Annotated in this window: 18 protein-coding genes and 1 pseudogene; 16 read left to right on the plus strand and 3 right to left on the minus strand. The window is 39.5% G+C overall.

The window, feature by feature from the left end; genetic code table 11:
- The 10 genes and pseudogenes from N473_RS26475 to N473_RS07200 form a co-directional block, all read left to right on the plus strand.
- Positions 1-384: pseudogene (locus N473_RS26475) on the plus strand (alpha-amylase family glycosyl hydrolase); the annotation flags it as partial.
- A 287-nt stretch (positions 385-671) separates the two neighbouring features.
- Positions 672-1,007, plus strand: a complete 336-nt coding sequence (locus N473_RS07155) for a hypothetical protein (RefSeq protein ID WP_063367317.1) — start codon at positions 672-674, stop codon at positions 1,005-1,007.
- Positions 1,008-1,249: 242 nt separating this feature from the next.
- A complete protein-coding gene (locus N473_RS07160; RefSeq protein WP_081221000.1) occupies positions 1,250-1,507 on the plus strand; it encodes a hypothetical protein in 258 nt (85 codons plus the stop codon).
- Positions 1,508-1,607: 100 nt separating this feature from the next.
- Positions 1,608-2,141 (plus strand): RNA 2'-phosphotransferase, encoded by a 534-nt coding sequence (locus N473_RS07165; RefSeq protein ID WP_063367318.1) that lies wholly within the window; start codon positions 1,608-1,610, stop codon positions 2,139-2,141.
- Between the two features lie 20 nt (positions 2,142-2,161).
- Complete coding sequence (locus tag N473_RS07170) at positions 2,162-2,794, plus strand: Vat family streptogramin A O-acetyltransferase (RefSeq protein ID WP_081221002.1); 633 nt, start codon at positions 2,162-2,164, stop codon at positions 2,792-2,794.
- Between the two features lie 429 nt (positions 2,795-3,223).
- Entirely contained in the window at positions 3,224-3,787 is a 564-nt protein-coding gene (locus N473_RS07175; protein ID WP_063367319.1) for an AAA family ATPase, read from the plus strand.
- 263 nt (positions 3,788-4,050) lie between these two features.
- Positions 4,051-4,668, plus strand: coding sequence for a hypothetical protein (locus tag N473_RS07180; protein WP_063367320.1), 618 nt, complete (start codon positions 4,051-4,053; stop codon positions 4,666-4,668).
- Between the two features lie 103 nt (positions 4,669-4,771).
- Complete coding sequence (locus tag N473_RS07185; protein WP_063367321.1) at positions 4,772-5,392, plus strand: hypothetical protein; 621 nt, start codon at positions 4,772-4,774, stop codon at positions 5,390-5,392.
- A gap of 1,175 nt (positions 5,393-6,567) precedes the next feature.
- On the plus strand, positions 6,568-10,416 hold the full coding sequence (locus N473_RS07195) for a hypothetical protein (RefSeq protein WP_063367323.1): 3,849 nt from the start codon (positions 6,568-6,570) through the stop codon (positions 10,414-10,416).
- 174 nt (positions 10,417-10,590) lie between these two features.
- Positions 10,591-11,091 carry a GNAT family N-acetyltransferase gene (locus N473_RS07200; protein WP_063367324.1) on the plus strand — a complete coding sequence of 167 codons (501 nt, stop codon included), beginning with the start codon at positions 10,591-10,593 and terminating at the stop codon, positions 11,089-11,091.
- 62 nt (positions 11,092-11,153) lie between these two features.
- Here the strand turns inward: N473_RS07200 and N473_RS07205 are convergent, their stop codons facing one another.
- Together N473_RS07205 and N473_RS07210 are read right to left on the minus strand one after the other, a co-directional pair.
- Positions 11,154-11,696, minus strand: coding sequence for a redoxin domain-containing protein (locus tag N473_RS07205; protein ID WP_063367325.1), 543 nt, complete (start codon positions 11,694-11,696; stop codon positions 11,154-11,156).
- Between the two features lie 12 nt (positions 11,697-11,708).
- Positions 11,709-12,290 carry an NAD(P)H-dependent oxidoreductase gene (locus N473_RS07210; RefSeq protein WP_063367326.1) on the minus strand — a complete coding sequence of 194 codons (582 nt, stop codon included), beginning with the start codon at positions 12,288-12,290 and terminating at the stop codon, positions 11,709-11,711.
- Positions 12,291-12,408: 118 nt separating this feature from the next.
- On the opposite strand from N473_RS07210, the gene N473_RS07215 reads away from it, so the two are divergent.
- On the plus strand, positions 12,409-12,771 hold the full coding sequence (locus N473_RS07215) for a winged helix-turn-helix transcriptional regulator (protein WP_063367327.1): 363 nt from the start codon (positions 12,409-12,411) through the stop codon (positions 12,769-12,771).
- An 88-nt stretch (positions 12,772-12,859) separates the two neighbouring features.
- Here the strand turns inward: N473_RS07215 and N473_RS07220 are convergent, their stop codons facing one another.
- On the minus strand, positions 12,860-13,528 hold the full coding sequence (locus N473_RS07220) for a response regulator transcription factor (protein WP_063367328.1): 669 nt from the start codon (positions 13,526-13,528) through the stop codon (positions 12,860-12,862).
- A gap of 518 nt (positions 13,529-14,046) precedes the next feature.
- On the opposite strand from N473_RS07220, the gene N473_RS07225 reads away from it, so the two are divergent.
- The 5 genes from N473_RS07225 to N473_RS07245 all read left to right on the plus strand — a co-directional run bounded on the left by N473_RS07225 (position 14,047) and on the right by N473_RS07245 (position 21,099).
- Positions 14,047-14,946 carry a sulfite exporter TauE/SafE family protein gene (locus tag N473_RS07225; protein ID WP_063367329.1) on the plus strand — a complete coding sequence of 300 codons (900 nt, stop codon included), beginning with the start codon at positions 14,047-14,049 and terminating at the stop codon, positions 14,944-14,946.
- A gap of 80 nt (positions 14,947-15,026) precedes the next feature.
- The gene (locus N473_RS07230) at positions 15,027-15,683 is read left to right on the plus strand and encodes a TetR/AcrR family transcriptional regulator (protein ID WP_063367330.1); all 657 of its coding nucleotides are present in this window, start codon (positions 15,027-15,029) and stop codon (positions 15,681-15,683) included.
- Positions 15,667-17,016 carry an efflux RND transporter periplasmic adaptor subunit gene (locus N473_RS07235; RefSeq protein WP_063367331.1) on the plus strand — a complete coding sequence of 450 codons (1,350 nt, stop codon included), beginning with the start codon at positions 15,667-15,669 and terminating at the stop codon, positions 17,014-17,016. The genes N473_RS07230 and N473_RS07235 overlap by 17 nt, the downstream gene beginning before the upstream one ends.
- A gap of 1 nt (position 17,017) precedes the next feature.
- Positions 17,018-20,149 carry an efflux RND transporter permease subunit gene (locus N473_RS07240; RefSeq protein ID WP_063367332.1) on the plus strand — a complete coding sequence of 1,044 codons (3,132 nt, stop codon included), beginning with the start codon at positions 17,018-17,020 and terminating at the stop codon, positions 20,147-20,149.
- A 119-nt stretch (positions 20,150-20,268) separates the two neighbouring features.
- Positions 20,269-21,099: a sterol desaturase family protein gene (locus N473_RS07245; protein WP_063367333.1), complete on the plus strand. Its 831-nt coding sequence runs from the start codon at positions 20,269-20,271 to the stop codon at positions 21,097-21,099.
- Positions 21,100-21,150: the final 51 nt, after the last annotated feature.

The raw sequence follows: 21,150 nt of genomic DNA on the forward strand, positions 1-21,150 counted from the left end.
TCGATCCAAGAGCGCATAAAGTACTTTAAAAACACCAAATCAAACGCAAAAAAATTAAATCTAAATGAAGCCAAGCGCCAAGCTGAGCAACCCAAATCACTTAAAGCATTTGGAGCAAGGGAGCATGAAAAAACATTGCCCTTTTCATTATTAGATTATCTTGAGCTAGTTGATTGGACGGGTCGTCATGTTCATCTCAAAAATAGGGTGTACATACCAAAGAGTATGCCCTGTATTCTTGTATCACTGTGCATCGAGGAAGCGACTTGGATAGATAAGGTGAAAAATTATGGTAGTTACTACGGTAACTTTGTTGGCTCACAAACAGTATTAAGAGCACATGCAGCTAAAAACGACATGAATTGGTATAAGGGAGTAGGTTAGTCAAAATTAGTCTTAGATTTTTTACCTTCACACTCTGCGCTTGATAAAATTAAAATACTCCTATTTTAAGTTTGCCCTATTTTAAGTTTGCACTTATTTAAAGATGCTTCTTGATATTTTTAGTGAATAAACCTTTGTTCAGGAGGGGGTCTTGAAAAATCGTTTAGATTTTAAAATGTGCCTGTCCTGTTTTTTTGTGTCCTGCTTTTTTGCTAATTTCGAGTGTTATTTTTTTGTTTTAATATTGTTTGTTAAATAAGGCTAACTAAATTATTAAAAGGAAAAGTATGAAATTTAAAAGCTGTTTACTTTCTTTATTAGCGATGTTCTCTGCTAGTTCGTTCTCGGCAGAAGATTGCGAACCGCGTAAAGTTATTAATATTCAGGTAGAAGATACAAAAGTTTTGGTAAATTTAGAGGGGGCAAGTTGGCACTTAGTTGGGAAATTTGGAACAAATGAAAAAGGTGTAAATGATGATTATCTAGCTACGAACATGAAACTATCCGTGTTGATGTCTGCACATGCACAAGGTAAGCCTGTTACGCTGCGCTTTCCCGATGGTTATAACTGTACTAGCTACAACACGACTATTCCTTCATTGATGGTTCGATTAAGTAATTAGCATTTTGTTTAAGCCATGTGTTGCCTGCTTATACTTCTAAACAGCTAGTGTGGAATAGTTAAAATACGACAATGATAGAAAATGAAATGGGACAGACATAAATTTAGCTTTAAAATAAAAGTGCCTGTCCTGTTTTTTGGTTATGGAAGAACAACTTAAATCATTGTCCGGAATTAGTTGACCACAACACATTAAGTTCGTCATAGATATATTCGCTGCCACTTTTATAAGTCGGAGCGAGTATGTCTGTAAAAGTCATGATAGAGTGTAACTTGGCAAAGGGTAAAATAGGTGATTTAGACGCGTTTTTATCAGCCAATGTGCCTATTGTAAGGTGCTTTTTTGGGGGCCGAGTAATCAGCAGTTTTGATGAGCACAGCGCGGTGATGATGTTCGACGAAGACTGGCACAGCATCTCTCATCATCAAAAATACATGCAATTCATTAATAACATGGCGTCTTACAGCAGCTTAAATCGTTTATGTCGGCTCCCCCAATGATTCGATATCTACAACTAAGTTATTACTGAGGTAATTTTCAATTAATATTTTATAAAATAGTGCTTAATTTATCCTCGTAATTGGGCTAAATTAAGCACTGATGAATAATAAAAAAATATCTAAATACCTCAGTTTAGTTCTACGACATAAGCCTGAACTGGCAAATCTTCAATTAAATAGTCAGGGTTGGGCCTGTATCAATGATTTAATCAATAATTCGCATGAGCATTCACTGTCTTTGGAGCTTATTCAATCGATAGTGGACTCTAACGATAAGCAACGCTTTGTCATTAGTGAAGACGGCACAATGATCCGCGCTAACCAAGGGCACTCAATAGAGGTTGACCTGGCGTTAGAAGCTGCGATACCACCTAATATTTTGTTTCATGGGACGGCTAGTCGATTTATCGAGTCAATAAAAGGTATCGGCTTGGTAAAAGGTCAACGCCATCATGTCCATTTAACACAGTCTACAGACACGGCATTAAAAGTGGGAGGTCGCTACGGAAAACCAGTCTTGCTTGGCATTGATGCTAAAACGATGCATGTGCAAGGCGCACAATTCTATAAAACGCAGAATAATGTGTGGTTGGTTGATCATGTACCGTTTAAATATTTGAACTTTGATTTATAAAAACACATTAAGGAAATGTTTTGACAGGACCAAACCCGAATAATAAGCACCCGTTGGCAGGTTTTCCTCAAGTCGGCTTTTTAAAAAACTTTATTACATCAGACAATATCAGTGTGGGGGACTTCACCTATTATGATGACCCTGCGGGTCCCGAGAATTTTGAGAAAAATGTGCTTTATCATTTTGATTTTATCGGAGATAAACTAAAAATTGGTAAGTACTGTGCGATTGCCACCGGCGTTAAATTTATTATGAATGGTGCGAATCATAAAATGTCGGGCTTCTCGACTTATCCTTTTCAAATATTTGGTAATGGGTGGGAAAAAGTGATGCCTAAAGAAGGTGAATTGCCCTATAAAGGCGACACAGAAATAGGGCATGATGTCTGGATCGGGTATGAGTCTACCATTATGCCGGGGGTTAAAATCGGTAATGGGGCCATCATTGCTAGCAAGTCAGTGGTTACCCACGATATTCCTCCATACAGTATTGTTGGGGGCAACCCTGCCAAAGTCATTAAAATGCGCTTTGAGCAAGACACAGTCGATATGCTTCAAGATATTGGGTGGTGGAATTGGCCAATAGAGAAGGTGACTGAACATCTAGATGCCATAGTTGGCAATGATTTAGAGGCATTAAAAAGGGCTAAGTAAGTAATGCAATCAGAAGTTAAAAAGCAGCTTAAAAAATGACAAATCAAATTTTGGATTGCTTGTGATAACAACTTGATAAAGCCGAATTGCTTTAATTTTATTTGTCACTGAGGTTGAGCGCATTTATTAATGCGTCGACTTATATTAAATAAAACTATATGGCCTTTTGAGAGGAGGTATATGCATACCTCCTATATCGCTGAAAATATATGCTTTTACGAAAGATAAAATCGATATCTTTGTTTACGGCAACAGTCACAGTCAGCTCGTGGCATTGAAGTACCGGAGCTAAGGCGCTTTTTGCCATCGGTGTGTCGTTTTATTTAGATGCTATTTCTATCAAGGTTACTTTGCTGGCATAATCATGATTGGGCTCACATGGCGTTTTAAGTTTTTTGCAAATTAATAATGTTCTAAATGGGTTTTTAGATGGCAAAAACACAGGTTATCGCGATAAGTGGAGCATCAGGCTGCGGTAAAACATCCCTCATAAAAATAGTCTCCGAAAAGTTAAGCTGCCCATATTTACTTTTTGATGATTATACAAACGCGCACACTTACCCTAAGGATATGAAGGCGTGGTTGAAAGCAGGTGTCAATCTCAATGAGATTAAAGCCCCCGCTTTTATCGGGGCACTTGAGACGATCATACTGTCATGTAATGCACCTTATGTCTTTATAGAAGAGCCTTTTGGTCGGTGTAGAGATGAGATAGCAAAGTATATTGACTATGTCATTTTACTCGATGTGCCTTTAGAAGTTTGTTTGTCACGTGTGATTGCCAGAAATATCAATACGCGGCATATTGATTCACTCAATGCCATATCAAAATACCTTTGTGCTTATGACAATCATTTACGCGTTATTTATTCAAACGTGGTTGAACAAGTTCGTCAGGCCTGCGATTTGATAGTGACAGGGGTATTGCCTCTTTCAAAGTCTGCTGACCTAGTCGAGAGTTGGTTAATCAGACAGTGCATTTCTCAGCCTTAAAAATGTATTTATCAACTGTGAAATCTAAGCCATTTTTGCAATTTATACCGGCCCTTTGTGCGTATCGATAACTGGTTGTTTTCAAGTTAGTTAATTTCTTCCTTCATAAGTAACTGAAAATATTTGTAATAAAAAGACCGAACGGGCCCATTTGAACGCATTTAGTTATTTTTTCTCAGATACTGAGCTCATCAAATCACAGGCTGTCACGAATCGAGTACTAGTCACTGTGATGAGGACGAACTAAATATCAGTGGAGAAAAATGATGAATACACATAACACAGAACATTGCACAATCTGTTGGGATACACGGTTGTTTTTGATAGCAGGCTGCTGCATGTTAATCAATACAGTTTGTTTATGGGTGAGGCACTTTTCGGGCTATCAGATGTCTTTACTGTGGGCAGCAGTTCCGGCCATTATCGCATTAGGGTCTTGTACCTTTGGAATTTTAAAATTGTATCCAAGGGCGGTGAGTCAAGCAAGGAAGCTTGCCATCGGTGGGGCATGTTTTGCAGTCATATCTTTGGCATCACTTGTATTAGCTGCAATGTGGATTTTTGTCTTATCTTTGTTTGGAGAGGGAATTACTGGTAGACCAACTTCCGGGTTTGCAATATTGATTGGCGCATTTATGATAAGCATGGTGATATCATTTGTTTTTAATGCGATGGCTTTTTTAATGGAACGTGTCACTCGTCATATCGGACTTTTATTACTCATCCCCGTCAGTTGTTGGCTACTTATGTTGATTGTTGCATGTGTAAAGAGCTTTGAAGCAGGCTTATCCCTAGACTTTTATACCAATGGTGTGATTGGTGTTGCATTTTTACTGATTGCCATTGTGATAACAAAGCAAAGAAGCCGTGGTGTATTGTAATTTAAACGCTGCAGTGATGATTTTGATATATGCTATCGTTCATTTTATATTTATAATTCATGACGTATATTTAGTATCAATTCAATAATAATAAGAACATGCAATGATTAAAAACATTTTTTTCGCATTACTTGTCACGGTTCCATTTCTATCAAATGCAGCTATATCCATAAAGACGGCAGCTGCTACAGATAAAGAACTGAAAATAGAAAATACCTTAAAAAAGTTAATTGATAAATATGATATTGAACAATGGATTTATACAAGTAAGGCAGTAGTAAACGAGAAGGCAAGAGTTCCACATAGTCACCCTGTATTAACGATGAATACTGCAAAAGCCTATTTGGAAAGTGAAAATAGAGTGCTGTCTACCTTTCTACATGAACAATTTCACTGGCATGTGGTATTAAATGGTAAAGGTTCGATTGAAGAGTTCCGCGGTGCAATAAAAAGAGAGTTTCCAAAAGTAGAGTATAAAAGACCATTAGGCAGTGGAGATGAAGGTGGTACGCTTACACACTTAGTTGTATGCTACCTCGAATATCGTGCAATGGCGTCATTGATTGGTGAAAGTGATGCAAGGGCGTTACTTGAAAGCAACCCATATTATACTTGGATATACAAAACAATTTTAAACAAAGGGAATCACCCAAAGCTAGATAAGTTGGTCCAAGAGCTTAACCTTACCATTTTTGATCAAGATAGTGATGTTATAAGAATTTAAGGCGTTTGGGGGCCTATTTGCTGTATAGTTCGGTGTGCGCAAGTTAATGAGCGCACCGGTTACTTCTTATAAATTCAGGGATTTATGGTAGTAGGATTGTGCTTGCTTAAAAGTTACATGGAGTACTTGGCTCAGTGATTCTGGACTGTCAAATGCTCGAATTGACCGCTGAACAAGCATTGTTTTCCGTGAATTTATTGTTTGTGAAAAATGTTGTTTAATTCCTAAAAAATCGATTTGATTGGCGCTCGTAAATTTCAGTTTACCGGGAGTAACCCTAGCTCTTTGGCGGGTTCCAACTCGCTTTTTACTGCAGTTGCAAGAGGCTTGTTCAGTAATAAGCCCGTAGCTTTGACGTGTAAACTCTGCGACGTCCGTTCTGGCTCTTTATAGCTGTTTTCGAAAATTTCTCTTAAAATATACACTTGCCTAGCTTGTAGTTTTAACCATAATAACATTACCATGGTGCATGGAATTCTAAGCTCGTGTATCAAAACGAGGTAATTCACACTCTTGTATGACTTTTCCATAATGAAGCGTGCTTTCATCACCCAATAACGCAGTATGTGTTCTAAGTCTCCGCAATGATGACTTGATGCTTTTCTAGATATGCAAATACAGGCCTTGTCGCTGATGCTTCCTTAAAACACTCAAAGATAGTTTTATGACACTGCATCCAGCGGTTTGGTTAAAAAGCCTCTGTAGCTTACATTTCATATAGTGACATCATCTTCTCTAAGTCGCCTTGATGAAAAGCACTTGCCATCTTTTTCACGCTTGCTAATACATCCAATTGTTGCTTGTTCATGACTCTTTCTTTGTATTTACTATGAGCTAAGTCATCTTTTTTGTTTGAAAAGTGTTCGATTGTGTACCGCAGAAGAATAACCTTAATGTTGTGGCTACACATATTTAGACAAGAAATGAACTAAAGGTGTGGCAAATTCGTTGGAGACTTAAGATTTTTAGATTTCCATGATAAACAATGTGTTGTGTATGTAAGTCGTTGAGAGTGAATTTTACATATTGATTTCCCATGTTTTGTATTTGGTTTTTAGGTTACTCAAATGTTCCTTTAATTTTGTTTTAATGTTCCGTTTGTAGTATCTTGCGCCTGTAGCAATAATGAGAACTAGACAATAATTTTATAGGAAAATTATCTTTTTGAGCTAAATATGTACACAAATAAATATTATAAAATGCCGATTTGGGCTTCGACTGTAGCCTCCATAATATTGATGGGGTGCGGTGGGTCAAGCTCAAAAAATGAAACGCAGCCGAACACTCCAGCAGCCGTGGTTGACCAAATACCGACGACACCAGAGCCGGTTTTGACGCCAGATCCGCAACCTGAACCACAGCCTGAACCACAGCCTGAACCACAACCTGAACCCCAACCACTTACAATAACAATTTCGGGGCCATCAGATGTTGAAGAGAAAACTGACTTCAGTTTAGCTATGGGTTTTGAAGGTGAGGGGAAAATTAAGTCTGTTAATTGGTCACATGACTCGAGCTTGGACCTAGCTATGAGTAACTCGAGTGATCATAGCGTGAGCTTGACAGTTCCTGATATAACTCAAGACTATAGTGTTAACTTTACCGTTTCTGTTGTCGATGACTTAGAGCAAAAAGTTGAGCAGGTTCACTCTGTTACATTCAAAAGAATAACTAAGAGCCTTTCTGTAAAAGGCGTTGTAACGGACAGTCCTGTCCCGCATGCTCAAGTTAGTTTGCGTGTAGGTGACTCTCGTGTTGAAGTTGAAGCAAATGAATTTGGGGAGTACACCGCAGCCCTTGAGATTGATGAAAGTGAAATAAATGAAATGCTTAAGGTGGTTGCTTTAGGGTCTAGCGCACAGCCAGATATCGAGTTTGTTTCTCAGCTTGGTACCTTTGAGGCACTTCAAGCCCAAGCTGGCGAAGATGGTATATTAACAAACAGTGAGAACTTCTCAGTGAATGTTACTAATGTAACAACTGCGGAATACGCGCTTCTGCAGCGAGGGCTTAAAAAAATAACAGACGATGAAACCCTTCGTAATGCGTTACAGTCTATAGATGGAGAGTCTTTACTGAATTTAGCGACTATTATCAAAGTGATCGTGGATTCAGAGGGCTACAGTCTGCCTGATGGTATTGCCTCGACATTGGAGTTGGCCAGCAATGAAGAAAAATCAAATTATTTTGAAAACATGGTCAGAGCTAAGGATAAAGCGCACTTTGAGAAAGTTAAAAACCAGATTTTAGAAGACGACAATTTGGTCGCGAAGCAACAGACGTCTTTACAGGGTGAATTTATCCTGCATCAACCTAAGTACTACAATCAGCCCGCTTTTCACTTATTACTCAATGAGAGTGGTCAAGGAGAGTTTGTCACTGAGAATACGGTAGCAGTGAGCCAAGTAAGTATGTTGAATGACCAGTTTGTTTTGGAACTTGCTGAGCCCGCAATATTTTATCGTTCAAGTAGACAAAAGGTTGATGAAAAGGGGTGGTATGTTTTAGATGAGTTTGGTAACCCAATAATTGAACATATCGTACGTAAATCGTCAAAGTTGACGTTAGATATATTACATACCAACCAGAGTTCAAGTATCGTCGAGCTGAATACACACGCAAAAGAGTTTATCAATGATGAGCATAACTCAGATGCTGACTTCAATACTGTGAGTGTATATAAACTCAGTGATAAAGGGTCAGTGCACTCTGTCACCGTTGAAGAGCTAATAGACAAAACTTGGCTAATTGAATTTCGCGACAATGATTTCACTAACAGTGATCGTGCTGTTGAACGCTTAACATTAAACGATGACGGTACAGCTACATTTGATAATCAAGCTTTGCAAGCAACTTGGCAACTAGAAGATGATTCATTTGTTATTAACTACACCAGTGAACAAATAGACAGACAGATAGAGTTTTGGCTTACAAAATCAAGTATCTCAGGGTTTTATTTTGTTGCTCAAGAAAGGCACCTTGAAGATGAGACAGTTAAAAGCACAAATTCACTGTCAGGTATTATGGTGGCAAAACAAGCAAACTTGACGGTAACACAAGAGCAAATCTCTGGTAGTTGGTCAGGGTTTATTGGTCGTGATCAGAGTTTACACCACCTTAGAATATCCGAAAATTTAGATGTCAAAGTTGGTATTTCAGAGCGCACTCCATATTTTCATGGAAAGTTAGAAAACAACCGTTTTTATAGACAACATTTTAGCGATACAATTAATGGCTACCATACTTGCTACGAACTTTCACAGTACTGCACGCTGAACGGTTACATGGAGTATGAGTTTTTAGCCATCGAGGATAATCACTATATTGTATATAGAAGGGTCGTTAACGAGCCTGATACTGAATATGAGTCTATTTCTGGTGAGGGAATACTCCACTACATTTATGCTCCAGATAATGAATACGATGAGTTTAATTCTTTGATGTTTTCAAATTCATCTCGATTTTATGTAGAGTCAGCACTTGGACAAAACCCTCAAATTAACGTTAGACAAGATAGAATTACAGGCAGTAGTACTATTTCTTTTGATGACGTGGTTTACCCGATGGCTATCGTGGATGGCAATATCGAATACAGTATTGGTGATACACTGATGCGTGTTTCATTATTGCACGAAGCAGACAACTTTATAGAAGTGTGCGTATACCAAGTGTCAATGGGATGCCATGAAAGCGACAAGCTGCTTTGGTATACAAAATATGAAGAGATGCCAAAAGCAACCAGTTATTTTTTAGTATCAGAATCACATAATTCTGAATACTACGCAATCGAGCAGCGTTGGGATGAATATGTCGCACTTGATCACCCAATTGACACGGAATCATTTATGGATATTGAAGTTTCGGGTAGCAAAATTGTGCTCACTGCTAGACCTCTTATTTCATTTGTAGACGATTACTTTGAAAATATCAGCAAAGTTGAGGTAGAAGAGCGTGGAGATAAATTCGCTATTATCACGACAGTCGATGTCTATAATTTAGGGGAAGTAGTGGATACATTGGTTTCTGAACAGATGACGACTCGTGTTGATGCTTTTCATGGTATGCAGGTATCAGAAGAGACACTATACGGTGATTGGGTTGTCACGTTAAATAGTTCAACCTACACCTATCAATTTGCAGATGGAGTGGGAACGAAGACACTATTTAATGATGAAACTTCTGTAGAGTTTACTTGGGAAATACAAGGTGGCAATGTACTCAACCTTACATTTTCTGATACCAGTGTAGAGCGTTTCACATTAACGCGTGACGATCTCGTAGGATTTCAATTTATTTGGGAACTTGGATCTATTTATCCATTTCGACCCACTCAATTGAGGCAAACAGGCTTGATGATTAAGTCACAACAAATTGATTTCAAGCCAGAGGATTATGTTGGTCGTTGGCTGAAGTCACAAAGTAAAGAATTGGATACATTCTATGGTGCAATGGAAATTTATGAAGATATGACAATACACCTAGGTGTAAAAACTTCAGAATCACAAGGATACTTTGAAAATGGTCAATTTAAACAGAGTTTATATTATGACCATAATCAAGGTCGTTATGTTAAGTGGTGTACTGATTTTTCTCAGTGTTCGATATATCAAGCTTATTCTTATACGCCAGTGGCACGTGATGGAGAACATCTGTATTTTATAAGAGAGGATCAATTTAATTCGTATGAATTATTTTTAATGCGCAAACAGGATATAGCTTTCGAAGACGGTTTTGCTGAGTTTCATATCAATTTTAGTTTGTTAGATAGCAATAACGAAGTCTGGTCTGGAGGTTATAACGCCAATGGCCGTTATTTGTATATCCCCAACCGAGGTCAATTCGAATACTCACTTAAAAACGGGAAGATATATATAACATTAGATGATGGCTATGATTACGTGATCGAAATAGTTCCACAGAGTAATTCTGTAGACGGAATAACATTTTGTATGTATCAAGACACGAAAACTTGTACAGAAGAAGATAAAATTCGCTTACGGTATTTTCATCCATATTTTGACTAAAACTTAAAATTTTTGACCGAAAGCGTCATTTTTTAAAGTGGCGCTTTTTTGTGTCAAAAAGCCCATTAACTAACGTTTTATTATAGAGTAATATAAAGCGCGTTGTTTTTAAAAATAAAGCTAAAACTTCATATAATAAATAAAAACGAAATTTTCTAAAGGACTGTCTAGAGAGTGATTCAATATAAAATAGCTGAAGTAACAGAGTTACCTATTCTAAAGTCTTTGCTGTGGAAATATGGGCCAAATGAGTGGAACTATCTAACGCAAGAAGGGGTGGAAGAGGAGTTTGTATTAATCGAACAGCAAAATGCAGAGGCCCTTGTAGCGCTAGACGGCGAGCAAATTGTTGGTTTTGCTGTTTTGATAAATGGCCGTGTAAGCCCAGACTACCTGAGTCAATATTGTAGCTTGGATAAGATGGCATTTATAGGAGATGTTGTCGTATCTTCAAGCTATAGTGGAAAAGGCATCGCAACACAGTTGTTAATCAATAGCATTGATTTGGCTAAAGCCAAAGGGGTTGAATCCGTTTTAATTGAGAGGCATGAAGAGAACTTGGCTTCTGCGGGTATGATGAAAAAAGCTGGGTTTTCAGTTGTAGACATATTTTATGATCCACACAAACGCAGCGCAGGCTCGCAAAATAGTGTGATATTGTCAGTGTCAATATAAGCTGGAATTAGCTATTTAGCAGTACTTACCTATTCGTTAGTACTGCTTTTTACATTAGGTGCTTAGCGATGCATGCCACGTATTGGGTAGTTATTATCAGGATCTTTAATCCAAGTTAAGCCATTGACGAGTGCCTCTAATTCAGGTCTTACAAATGGGTTATTTGAAATATCTATCACTTGTATCTTACCTTGCTCATTTACAACAAAGAGCCCAGGCTCTGAGAATGGGTGGTCTGTTTCTTGATCTGAGCGGGGATCCGAAATATACAAACCTAACTCCTTCATTTGTTCAAGTGTCATACCATATGCAATATCAAACTCGGTATTTAGCTGAGATGCATGCGTTACCAGTTGCTCTTTGTTATCGCCGGAGATAGCAAGAACGTCCACGCCGATCTTTGCAAGACGTTCAATGTAGTTTTGTAGCTGGTTGAGATATTTAGTACACAATGGACAGTGTTTTCCACGATAAACAACGATCAATTGCCAGTCAAAACCAGTTCTTGGTTCTCCTAGAGCAACCTCTTTACCACTTTTTAATGTGACTGTTTGCGTAGGAAAAGTGCTGCCAGCATGCAGCTTATTTGTATAGTCTTGAGACATGGTAACGCTCCTTTAAAAATATTGGTCAATATGGGCTGAAAATCGAGCTAAATCACTTTCAACATCGGCGTTTTTCATGACATCAAAGCAAGCAAAAGTAGGCAAAGCCGTCATGTTGAAAAACTTAAAATTCATATGCATTGGGAATAGTAGATCATCGACCGATTTGCCATCAAAGAACTCATTTTTGTCATCAAAAGCCTGTTTGGGCGCATTAAAGGTCACGGATATCATGTACTTTTTACCTAACAGTGCACCGCCTTTTCCATAGTTTTTGGTCGGGTTTTGGGCACTTCGACCATCACCATGACACAACGCCCCCGCCATACCTGCGGTATACACCTCATCCATGTACTTTTTAAATGACCAAGAGACGCCCATCCAATTAATGGGGGATTGGAATAATATAAAGTCAGCCCATTGGTGGTGGGCAAGCTGTTGATCAATATTGATTTCATCTTCCATTGTAACGATCCTAGTTTGATGTCCTTTGTTCTGAAACAGTGTACTTGCAGTATCAACGAGTGTTGCATTTAGCTTGCCCTCTGAGAAAGGGTAATACTGATGTCCGTTGATGATTAATATATTGCTCATTACTCACTCTCCACCTGTAGGTTTATTGTTCAATGTGTTTTAGGTATAGTGTAGGTACCTGCAATTAAATAACAACTAGTATACTTTTAGTAACCTAGTTTTTTTCATGGTGAATAAAATGAAAAGCTCAATAAAAACAGATGCTAAAGGGCGAAAAAAAGTTCTGAATATGTGTGATGAACCCTGTGCAATAGAAAAGGGAATGCGCTTGATTGGTGGTAAATGGAAAGGTTCGATTATTTACCACCTAAAAGATGAACCTGTCAGGTTCAATGATTTAACAAGAATGTTGGGTGGGGCAACAAAAAAGATGGTAGATCAAAGGTTAAAAGAGCTTGAACAAGAAGGCATGGTGATCCGCAAGGTGATCAGTCATAGGCCGGTTGCTGTAACCTATGAGCTGACTGAGTTTGGACGCTCTGCATTGGAAATTCTTGAATCTCTTAGGGTTTGGTCGGAGTCTTACAACATTCAAATTTAAAATACCTTGAGGGCAAGGCCCCCAAGTGCATTAAATGATTGCAGTTTAAATGAATATATTTATATGCTTTAACCAATTCAGATTAAAATTAACTGAATCCAAGCTCCTTGGTTAAGGCCATAGCTGCTGAGCGATTTGGTGCATTGAGTTTTTCTAAGATTTTGGCAACGTGGTTTTTGACCGTGTATTGGCTGATCCCTAAAATCATGCCTATTTCTCCATTTGTTTTACCTGATGAGATCCAATCTAAGACCTCTTTTTCTCTATTGGTGAGTGACTGGATCGGTGAACGTGTTGTCTTATCTGATTGATATCGAGAAATTTGTGCCTTATGCAAATAAGGGAGTACGAGTTCAATTAAATAAGATGCCGGTGCCGTACGATTAGAACGTTTGTTATTAAATGCAACCAGTGTGAGGAAATTTGAATTTGGATTATCCAAATCATAGAGAGTAATATCGGATAGAGGATTACGCTCTTTGCATAAAGTCTTTAATAAATTTATGTTTTTAAACTTTTTCACCTTAGCAACGCTAAGCAAATCTTCTTTGAATTCTTGTGGAAATGAGCGTGAAAACTCTGATTTTACTTCTAAGCTGGATTTATCAATCAGGGCTAAATATAGCCCGTCCGATTCAGCAAACGACATCGCTTCTTGAAAAATTATTTCATCCAATGAACGTTCAATGATTGACGTTTTTAGCAACTCGATTGCTTTAAGTACGCTCGAAAGCTCTTTTGTGCAGCCCAAAAACATATGCATTCTCCTTTACAAATACGACTTCGATAGGCGTATCAACTTAGTCAGTTAGCCAGCAAGTCTAATTTTCATGTGACGGTGCCTATTTAATTAATCGCCTGATTAATTAAACATGAACGGCTAATTGATATCAACGAAAAGTGAACGAATTGTGTGGTAAATAAGTGTAAAAAATTAAAAAAATGTGTTTTACACTTCGTGGCACCTCTATAAATTTATTTATGTGTCTTTTTTTTATGCGTTTTTTAAAAGAAAAGTTATCTTTTAAGTTTATGATAATATAGATTTTTTATTTTTTTTAGTGAGATTTACTAACTTCTGTTATTTGTCAAGTTGATCTAAATCAATCCACTAGACGTAAATGAAAAGTTTTTTATTTGTTATTTAAAAAACCGGAAAAGCATCAATATGGCGTAGAGCTACTCTCAGTCGAGTATGGTCCAATCAGACTATTCGCAGCGCTAATTCCACTTTGATAAACTGCGAGTCAAGATTGCAGGGACACAAAAATTACTATGATTGATAAATTAAGACAGCCATCAACTTGGCCACTGTATTTTACATTGCTGATATACGTCACATTGATTTGGATGCAAGGACTTTCGAGTGCGATGCTACAAGTACTTCAAGAAATAGAAATTGCAGCAACGATGGCATTAGGCTCTTTTGTGGCCGGTGGAACTGCTTTAGGGGGAGGCGCTGTGGCATTCCCGGTGATGACTAAAGTGTTAAATATTGAGCCCAGCACTGCGAAAGTATTCTCTCTAGCGATTCAAAGCTTTGGCATGACAGCGGCAACCATCACCATTTTGTGCCGCCGCATACCTATTTATACTAATTTAGTGCTCATGGCACTGCCTATGTCCGCATTGGGGGTGGTATTGAGCTTAATGTACGTTGCTCCAATAGCACCCCGGCTATTGGTTAAATCCATTTTTAGCTTTTTGCTATTGTGCTTTGCAATGACGATGCTGCTTCGCTGGTGGAGAAAGGCTCATCATCAGCAGAGTGCACAACAAATTCAGCCCAGTACGCTCCGTTTTATGGCGGTCGCATTTATTGGGGGGATTGCAAGTGGTCTTGTGGGCTCAGGTTCTGATATTGCGTTATTTGCGCTGCTTGTGATTGCCTACAATGCGGATATTAAAAAAGCAACGGCAACATCAGTTGTGGTCATGGCATTCACTTCACTTATTGGTAGTGCAATGAATGCATGGTACTTGGGGGCGATTACGCCAAAAATTGAAAGTTATTTGCTAGCGGCAATACCAATCGTAGTCGTGGGTGCGCCGCTCGGTGCTTATGTCTGCTCTAAAGTGAAGGTAGGGCAACTAGTTAGTTTCTTGTTATTGCTTATTGTTTTGGAAGTGTCTTTTACAAGTTATGAGCTTTGGTCGGGTAATGTATTAATGTGATCAAAGTTTGAACATTTGTTTGACTGTGGGCCTGACTTTTTATTTAATTAACCAGTCGATTAAAAAAATAAGAAAACAAGATGGAATCAGATACTAATAAAAAAGCGACACGGGGTCGCCCAGTTTGTGAGTTAAAGCAAGCTGAGCAGAGGGCTAAGCTGATATTGTCAGCGAAGCAACTGCTCAATACCAAGTCATATAGTCAAATCACCATTCGGGACATTGCTGCAGAAGCAAGCATTAATTCGGCGATGATCAAATACTATTTTGGCAGCAAAGAAAATTTATTTGTTGAATTAATTCAGGCCATTGCAGATGAACAGTTTTCACAGTTCGAAGGTTTAACAGAGCAATCGCAACCAGTTTATCAATTTATACTTCGCTTTGGTGAAATTTTGCAAACTCACCCTGGTATTGTGCATTTGTTGAGTGAAGAAGTACTGAATAAAACAACGCCTTTGGCACACGCATTTATGGCTTCGTTTCCTGCTCGTGTCTCACAGTTTTTACCGCCTCTTATCCAAAAAGAAACAGGCACAGACGATCATAAAAAAGCAAAGTTAGCGGCTTTTCAGCTCATAACACTTGTTGTTTCTCCCTATATTTTAAAAACCTTGCGTCAGCAAGCGTGGCAAATTGATGATAATGAGATCCAAGGTGAAGCATGGGCAAAGGATTTATACCAGCATTTCATATACGGACTTAAGGAGAGTGACATCAATGAGGTGGGATCTTAGCGCAAAAAAAAACCTGCCTATCGCCATTTTAGTGGGGGTAGTGCTTGTAATTCTAGTTGTCAAACTAGCGTCATCAACTAAACATGATAATGCTGAGCAAATAGGACAGAGGGCTCAGTTTCAAGCGTTAACGATGCAATCAGTGAGGCCTGAAGTAGTTGGATATGGGAAGGTGACGCCTAATATTCAGCTCAATAGCCTTGCGCAAGTGTCAGGTGCTGTGACTTATGTACATCCAGCGCTTAAAAAAGGCGAAATTTTCAAGCAAGGTACACTATTGTTAGAGATTGATGACAGTGACTATCAATTACAACTGGCTAAATCCGAGGCAAGTTTAGCCAGCGCTGAGGTGGAACTTGCAGTTAAGCAAACAGCGATAAAAAATAACCAACTAGATATTAAGTTGAGTCAGCATAAGCTAAAGATTGCTGAAGCAGAATTTACTAGGTTAAAGCGTTTATTCTCTAGTGCAAGTGTATCTCAAAATGAGCTCGATAAGGGTCAACAAAACGTCTTGGTGCAGCAACAAGATTTACAGCGGAATTTAAATCAAGCGCGTTTATTACCTCTTGAAGTGAAAGCATTGCAGGCGCAAGTCAAAAAAGCCGCTGCTGATGTTCATAAAGCCAAACTTGATATTAACCGTACTAAAGTGCACTTGCCATTCAATGGCCGTATTCATCAGGTTCATATTGAGCGAGGTCAGTTAGTTACCAAAGGGGCGAATTTATTCAGTGCCAGCGACATAGAAAAAGTACTGATAAACGCGCAATACACTTATCAAATATTCAACCAGTTTTCTGGCTTTTTTAAGCAAACGCCCAACTTACAAAATATCTCAGATGATGGGATGGCGGCTTACTTGAAAGCGCAAGGTCTCGAAGCAAAGATAGAGATATTGTCCCAGCCGGGGGTTTACTGGCCTGCGTCAATAGAGCGGCTCAGTGATGAAATAGACCCACAAAGTCAAACTGTGGGTGTTGTGGTATCTATTGCCGATAGTTATCAGCAAATTTCACTGGGTGAAAAGCCTCCGCTACTTGCTGGCATGCGAGCGAAAGTAACTTTGTCTGCCAGCGAACAAACATTTGTGGTGATCCCTCGCCATTTTGTTCGAGATGGTCATGCGTTATTGGCGGATAAAGAAGACAAGTTAACTAAACTTCCTCTACATGGTGCAATAAAGCAAGGAGATAGCTTTTTATTAAATAAGCCATCACTTGTCGGCGCTAAGCTTATCACCACAGATTTGTTTCCCGCAATTTCGGGGACTCAATTAAACCTCACCCCTACAGCATTGCTCAGTGATGCGACAGCAACGGAGCGGCACTGATATGATACGTTTTTTCATTGCTCACCCGACAGCTGCCAATATTTTAATGATGCTATTTTTGGCAATTGGGCTATTTAGCTTGCCACAAATTAAGCGAGAAACGTTACCACAAATTGAAAGTTATCAGATTGATATTATGGTGCCATATCCAGGGGCAACGGCAGAAAATGTTGAGCAAAAAATCTGCCTAAGTCTTGAGAGAGCACTAGATGGGATCAGTTTTTTAGAGGAGCGTCATTGTGTCGCTCGGCAAAATCTTGGCCAAATGACGGTAAAAATGTTTGAGCAGGGCGACTTTGAGCAATTTACTACGGACGTAAAAAATGCCATAGACACCATCGACGATTTCCCAGAGCAGGTCGAGCAATGGACCATTCAAGAACGTGGCAGAACGCAGGAAGTTGTCAGTATTGCACTGACGTCAAAATATGATGATTTGACGCGTGTTGAATTAAAAGCATTGGCTGAGCAAGTAAAGCAACGTCTACTGCGTGACCCAAATATTCCCATAATTGAAATTAATGATTTTTCTAAACATCAGTTAAGAGTCAGTGCGTCACAGGACACCCTACGTCAATATGGGTTGAGTATGGAAGAATTGGGTAGGCGTGTGTCTAGCCAGAATATTGAGCTGCCGTTAGGTACACTCAATACTGAAAATGCGGACACACAAATTCGTTTGATGGACGAACGTAAAGATATTGAGTCACTGAGTACTTTGGTTGTTGCATCTGGCACGCAGGGGAATGATGTAACCGTGGCTGATTTAGGTCAGGTACACAATACGTTTGAAAAAGAGGAAAAGCGAATTTACTACGATGGTCGACAAGCTGCAATTTTGACCGTGAAAAAGAACTCTGTGGATGACAGTTTACGAGTACTCAAAGCCACTGAAAGCGCACTATTACAGATCAAAGCCAGCTTACCCGAAAGTGTGGTGCTTACCTTAACCAGCGATAATACCAGTTTGGTAAAAGATAGAATATCGCTGTTGATCAGCAATGCTTGGCAAGGCTTATTATTGGTTTTTGGCGTGATGTGGCTATTTTTCTCGTTTAAATATGCCTTTTGGGTCGTGATGGGGTTGCCAGTGTCATTTTTAGCGAGCTTCTTTTTAATGCTGCATTTTGGTGTGTCTATCAACATGCTGTCTATGGTTGCACTATTACTGGCGCTTGGGATTTTGATGGATGATGCCATTGTGATTGCCGAATCTATTGGTACTAAAATCGAGCAAGGTCTTGCCGTTCAGGAGGCGGTACTAAAAGGCACGCTTGTGGTACTGCCAGGCGTGTTGTCTTCTTTTGTAACGACGTTATGTATTTTCATTGGTCTTGTGTTCATTGAAGGGAATTTAGGTCAGATCCTCAAAGTGATCCCCATCGTATTAATTTCAGTGATCACTGTTTCTTTGATTGAAGCCTTTTTAATTTTACCTAATCATTTATCTCATGCATTGCAATCTAAACGCAGGGACAACCCTATATCCTCGAAAGTTGCGGATATTCGCAGTCGTTTTGAAGCAAAATTTCGCCGCTGGAATGATGCCATTTTGGTCTTAAATCATCGTCTTATTAAGTACCGATATTTAGTAATAGGCGCAGTGATTGCGTGTTTCTTATTTTCGTTAAGTATGTTGATCTCTGGGACATTAAAATTTACCGCCTTTCCTGATATTGATGGGGATGTGTTACAGGGAAGACTTTTGATGCCAAATGGCACGCCTTTTGAAGTCACAAAGCAAACCATGGGCAAGATTGAAGCTGCCCTCGCGCGTACCAATGCAAAACTTAGTCAAGATGAAGGCTCGGGGCTAGTCAGAGCGATGACCATCACGTATGGAGAAAATCCAGACTATCAAGATCAGGGGGCCAATCTTGCTTACATCTCTGTTGATTTGCTCAGTGCCGAGCAGCGTCATACCACCATTCAGGCTTTTTCGGATCTTTGGCGGACTGAACTTGGCACTTTGCCAGAGGCACTGACCCTCTCATTTAAAGAGCCCAAACTTGGACCACAAGGGCGCGCGATTGATATTCGTTTAATGTCAGATAACACCATCGATTTGGCCCATGCCGCATACGAATTAAAAACTTGGTTAAAGGGTTATCAAGGTGTGCAAAATATTACGGATAATTTACGTCCGGGCAAACCTGAATACACGCTAACGCTGAAGCCAGGTACATTAGATTTGGGGATTAACTCAATGATCATTGCCAACCAGTTAAGGCCTGCTTTTCAAGGCACCAAACTACTGGAAACCCACATTGGCCTTGAAGACTATGAGGTGACAGTAAAGCTTAGCGAAGACAGTATGAATGATTATAGTGATTTTGATAATTTCCCAATCATTCACCCTGTTTCCCGTGTCGCTATTCCACTTTCTGCGCTGGTGAATATTGAGCAAACACGCGGATTTGCGGTGATTAATCGGTTTGATAGCTTGACCAGTGTATCCGTGTATGCTGATGTAGATAGTGAGTTGAATACTGCGTCAGCAGTGGTGGGAGATTTAAAAAAAGCATTTCTGCAAGACTTGCAGGCTCGTTATCCTTCGCTTGTCTACAGCATTGAGGGTGAGGTCAAAAATGCAGGGATCACCCAAGCTTCAATGCGCAGAGCGATGCTATTAGGCATGATCGGGATTTTCTTGCTTTTAGCGCTGCAATTTCATAGCTATATTGAGCCTGTCATTGTAATGGTTTCAATTCCACTTGCTATGATTGGGGTAATTTGGGGACATTTTGTCATGGGGATAAACTTCTCAATGCCTTCTTTGATGGGGTTTATTTCTCTAGCAGGCATTGTGGTTAATGACTCCATTTTGTTGGTTCAGTTTGTAAAGAGCCGAGTGAAGCAGGGGATGAGCGTACATGAGGCCTCAGCGATGGCTAGTCATGATAGATTTCGTGCGGTGGTGTTAACTTCTGTGACAACGGTTGCGGGCATGACGCCTTTACTCTTTGAGACAAGCTTGCAAGCGCAAATATTAATACCACTGGCAACCAGTATTGTATTTGGTATTGTCACTTCGACTTGCTTGGTACTACTCGTCTTGCCTTGTTTATACAGCATTTTAGAAGATTTTGGTGTAGCAAAACCGCATACAGTTCACAGCCCCATCCATTCGTAAACCTGGACGTGCATACCGTTTAAACAGGCAGTGTGCACGTTTATATCAAACTAACTTGTTCTTTTGGCTTGTCATTGTTACAAAATAGGCATTGTCATCCTTCTAGGTAAATTAACGTAATGCTGGATTTTTTAGAAGTTGCAGCAAAACAGGTCGTGATCGCTTTTTCTAATTTATTATTAATCGGGTTGCTTTTTGTGCTACTCGCTGTGTTGGTAAAAGGAAAGGAAGTGCTTAATCAAGCTCGCTCTGCTATGGCTTCGGGTGCATTCAATCTCGGTTGGATGGGATTAAATTTACTGTTGTTGATGCCTGTTGCTGGCGGGTTGTATGCATTTTTTTATTCATACCCGATAGGTCTCATTGATAGATCTTTTTGGTATGCTTTACCAGAGCCTGTGGTGATATTTGCTGCGATATTTCTGGGAGATTTTATTGGCTATTGGCGACATCGGTTTGAGCACTCAAGAATTCTGTGGCCTTCGCACCGAGTTCATCATACTGACGAGCATATGACTTGGCTGACATTACAGCGTTTTCATCCAGTGAACTTTTTCACTACCATGATAATAGACACTTCGTTTTTGATTTTAATGGGGATCCCACCGTATGCCGTTGTGGCCAATAATATGGTCAGAAACTATTACGGTTACTTTATTCATGCAGATTTACCTTGGACATACGGAAAGTGGAGTAGGGTATTTGTGTCTCCTGCGATGCATCGCTGGCATCACGCCGCAAATCCAAACGCCTACCACACCAATTTTGCTACCGTGTTTTCTATTTTTGACCGGGCTTTTGGCACGTATCGAGTACCCGGACCATGTGATGAACCGTTGGGGGTGAAAGACAGTTTCGGAAAGTCTTTCGCAGCCGAATTACTCCACCCATTTAACCCCAAAGCATATAGTGTGAAAAAGCGGCCCAAAGTCACGCAAGCAAGCAAATAAAAAAAGAGCCCGATTAGGGCTCTTTTGGGCTTTCACGCTTGGGGTGTGCGC

The organism is Pseudoalteromonas luteoviolacea CPMOR-1, from assembly GCF_001625685.1.
Classification (GTDB): Bacteria; Pseudomonadota; Gammaproteobacteria; order Enterobacterales; family Alteromonadaceae; genus Pseudoalteromonas; species Pseudoalteromonas luteoviolacea_K.

Bases quoted from the DNA above. Each gene is read 5' to 3' on its own strand.
- N473_RS07155 (WP_063367317.1), top strand. From the start codon at position 672: ATGAAATTTAAAAGCTGTTTACTTTCTTTATTAGCGATGTTCTCTGCT.
- N473_RS07160 (WP_081221000.1), top strand. From the start codon at position 1,250: ATGTCTGTAAAAGTCATGATAGAGTGTAACTTGGCAAAGGGTAAAATA.
- N473_RS07165 (WP_063367318.1), top strand. From the start codon at position 1,608: ATGAATAATAAAAAAATATCTAAATACCTCAGTTTAGTTCTACGACAT.
- N473_RS07175 (WP_063367319.1), top strand. From the start codon at position 3,224: ATGGCAAAAACACAGGTTATCGCGATAAGTGGAGCATCAGGCTGCGGT.
- N473_RS07180 (WP_063367320.1), top strand. From the start codon at position 4,051: ATGATGAATACACATAACACAGAACATTGCACAATCTGTTGGGATACA.
- N473_RS07185 (WP_063367321.1), top strand. From the start codon at position 4,772: ATGATTAAAAACATTTTTTTCGCATTACTTGTCACGGTTCCATTTCTA.
- N473_RS07195 (WP_063367323.1), top strand. From the start codon at position 6,568: ATGTACACAAATAAATATTATAAAATGCCGATTTGGGCTTCGACTGTA.
- N473_RS07205 (WP_063367325.1), bottom strand. From the start codon at position 11,696: ATGTCTCAAGACTATACAAATAAGCTGCATGCTGGCAGCACTTTTCCT.
- N473_RS07210 (WP_063367326.1), bottom strand. From the start codon at position 12,290: ATGAGCAATATATTAATCATCAACGGACATCAGTATTACCCTTTCTCA.
- N473_RS07215 (WP_063367327.1), top strand. From the start codon at position 12,409: ATGAAAAGCTCAATAAAAACAGATGCTAAAGGGCGAAAAAAAGTTCTG.
- N473_RS07220 (WP_063367328.1), bottom strand. From the start codon at position 13,528: ATGTTTTTGGGCTGCACAAAAGAGCTTTCGAGCGTACTTAAAGCAATC.
- N473_RS07225 (WP_063367329.1), top strand. From the start codon at position 14,047: ATGATTGATAAATTAAGACAGCCATCAACTTGGCCACTGTATTTTACA.
- N473_RS07230 (WP_063367330.1), top strand. From the start codon at position 15,027: ATGGAATCAGATACTAATAAAAAAGCGACACGGGGTCGCCCAGTTTGT.
- N473_RS07235 (WP_063367331.1), top strand. From the start codon at position 15,667: ATGAGGTGGGATCTTAGCGCAAAAAAAAACCTGCCTATCGCCATTTTA.
- N473_RS07240 (WP_063367332.1), top strand. From the start codon at position 17,018: ATGATACGTTTTTTCATTGCTCACCCGACAGCTGCCAATATTTTAATG.
- N473_RS07245 (WP_063367333.1), top strand. From the start codon at position 20,269: ATGCTGGATTTTTTAGAAGTTGCAGCAAAACAGGTCGTGATCGCTTTT.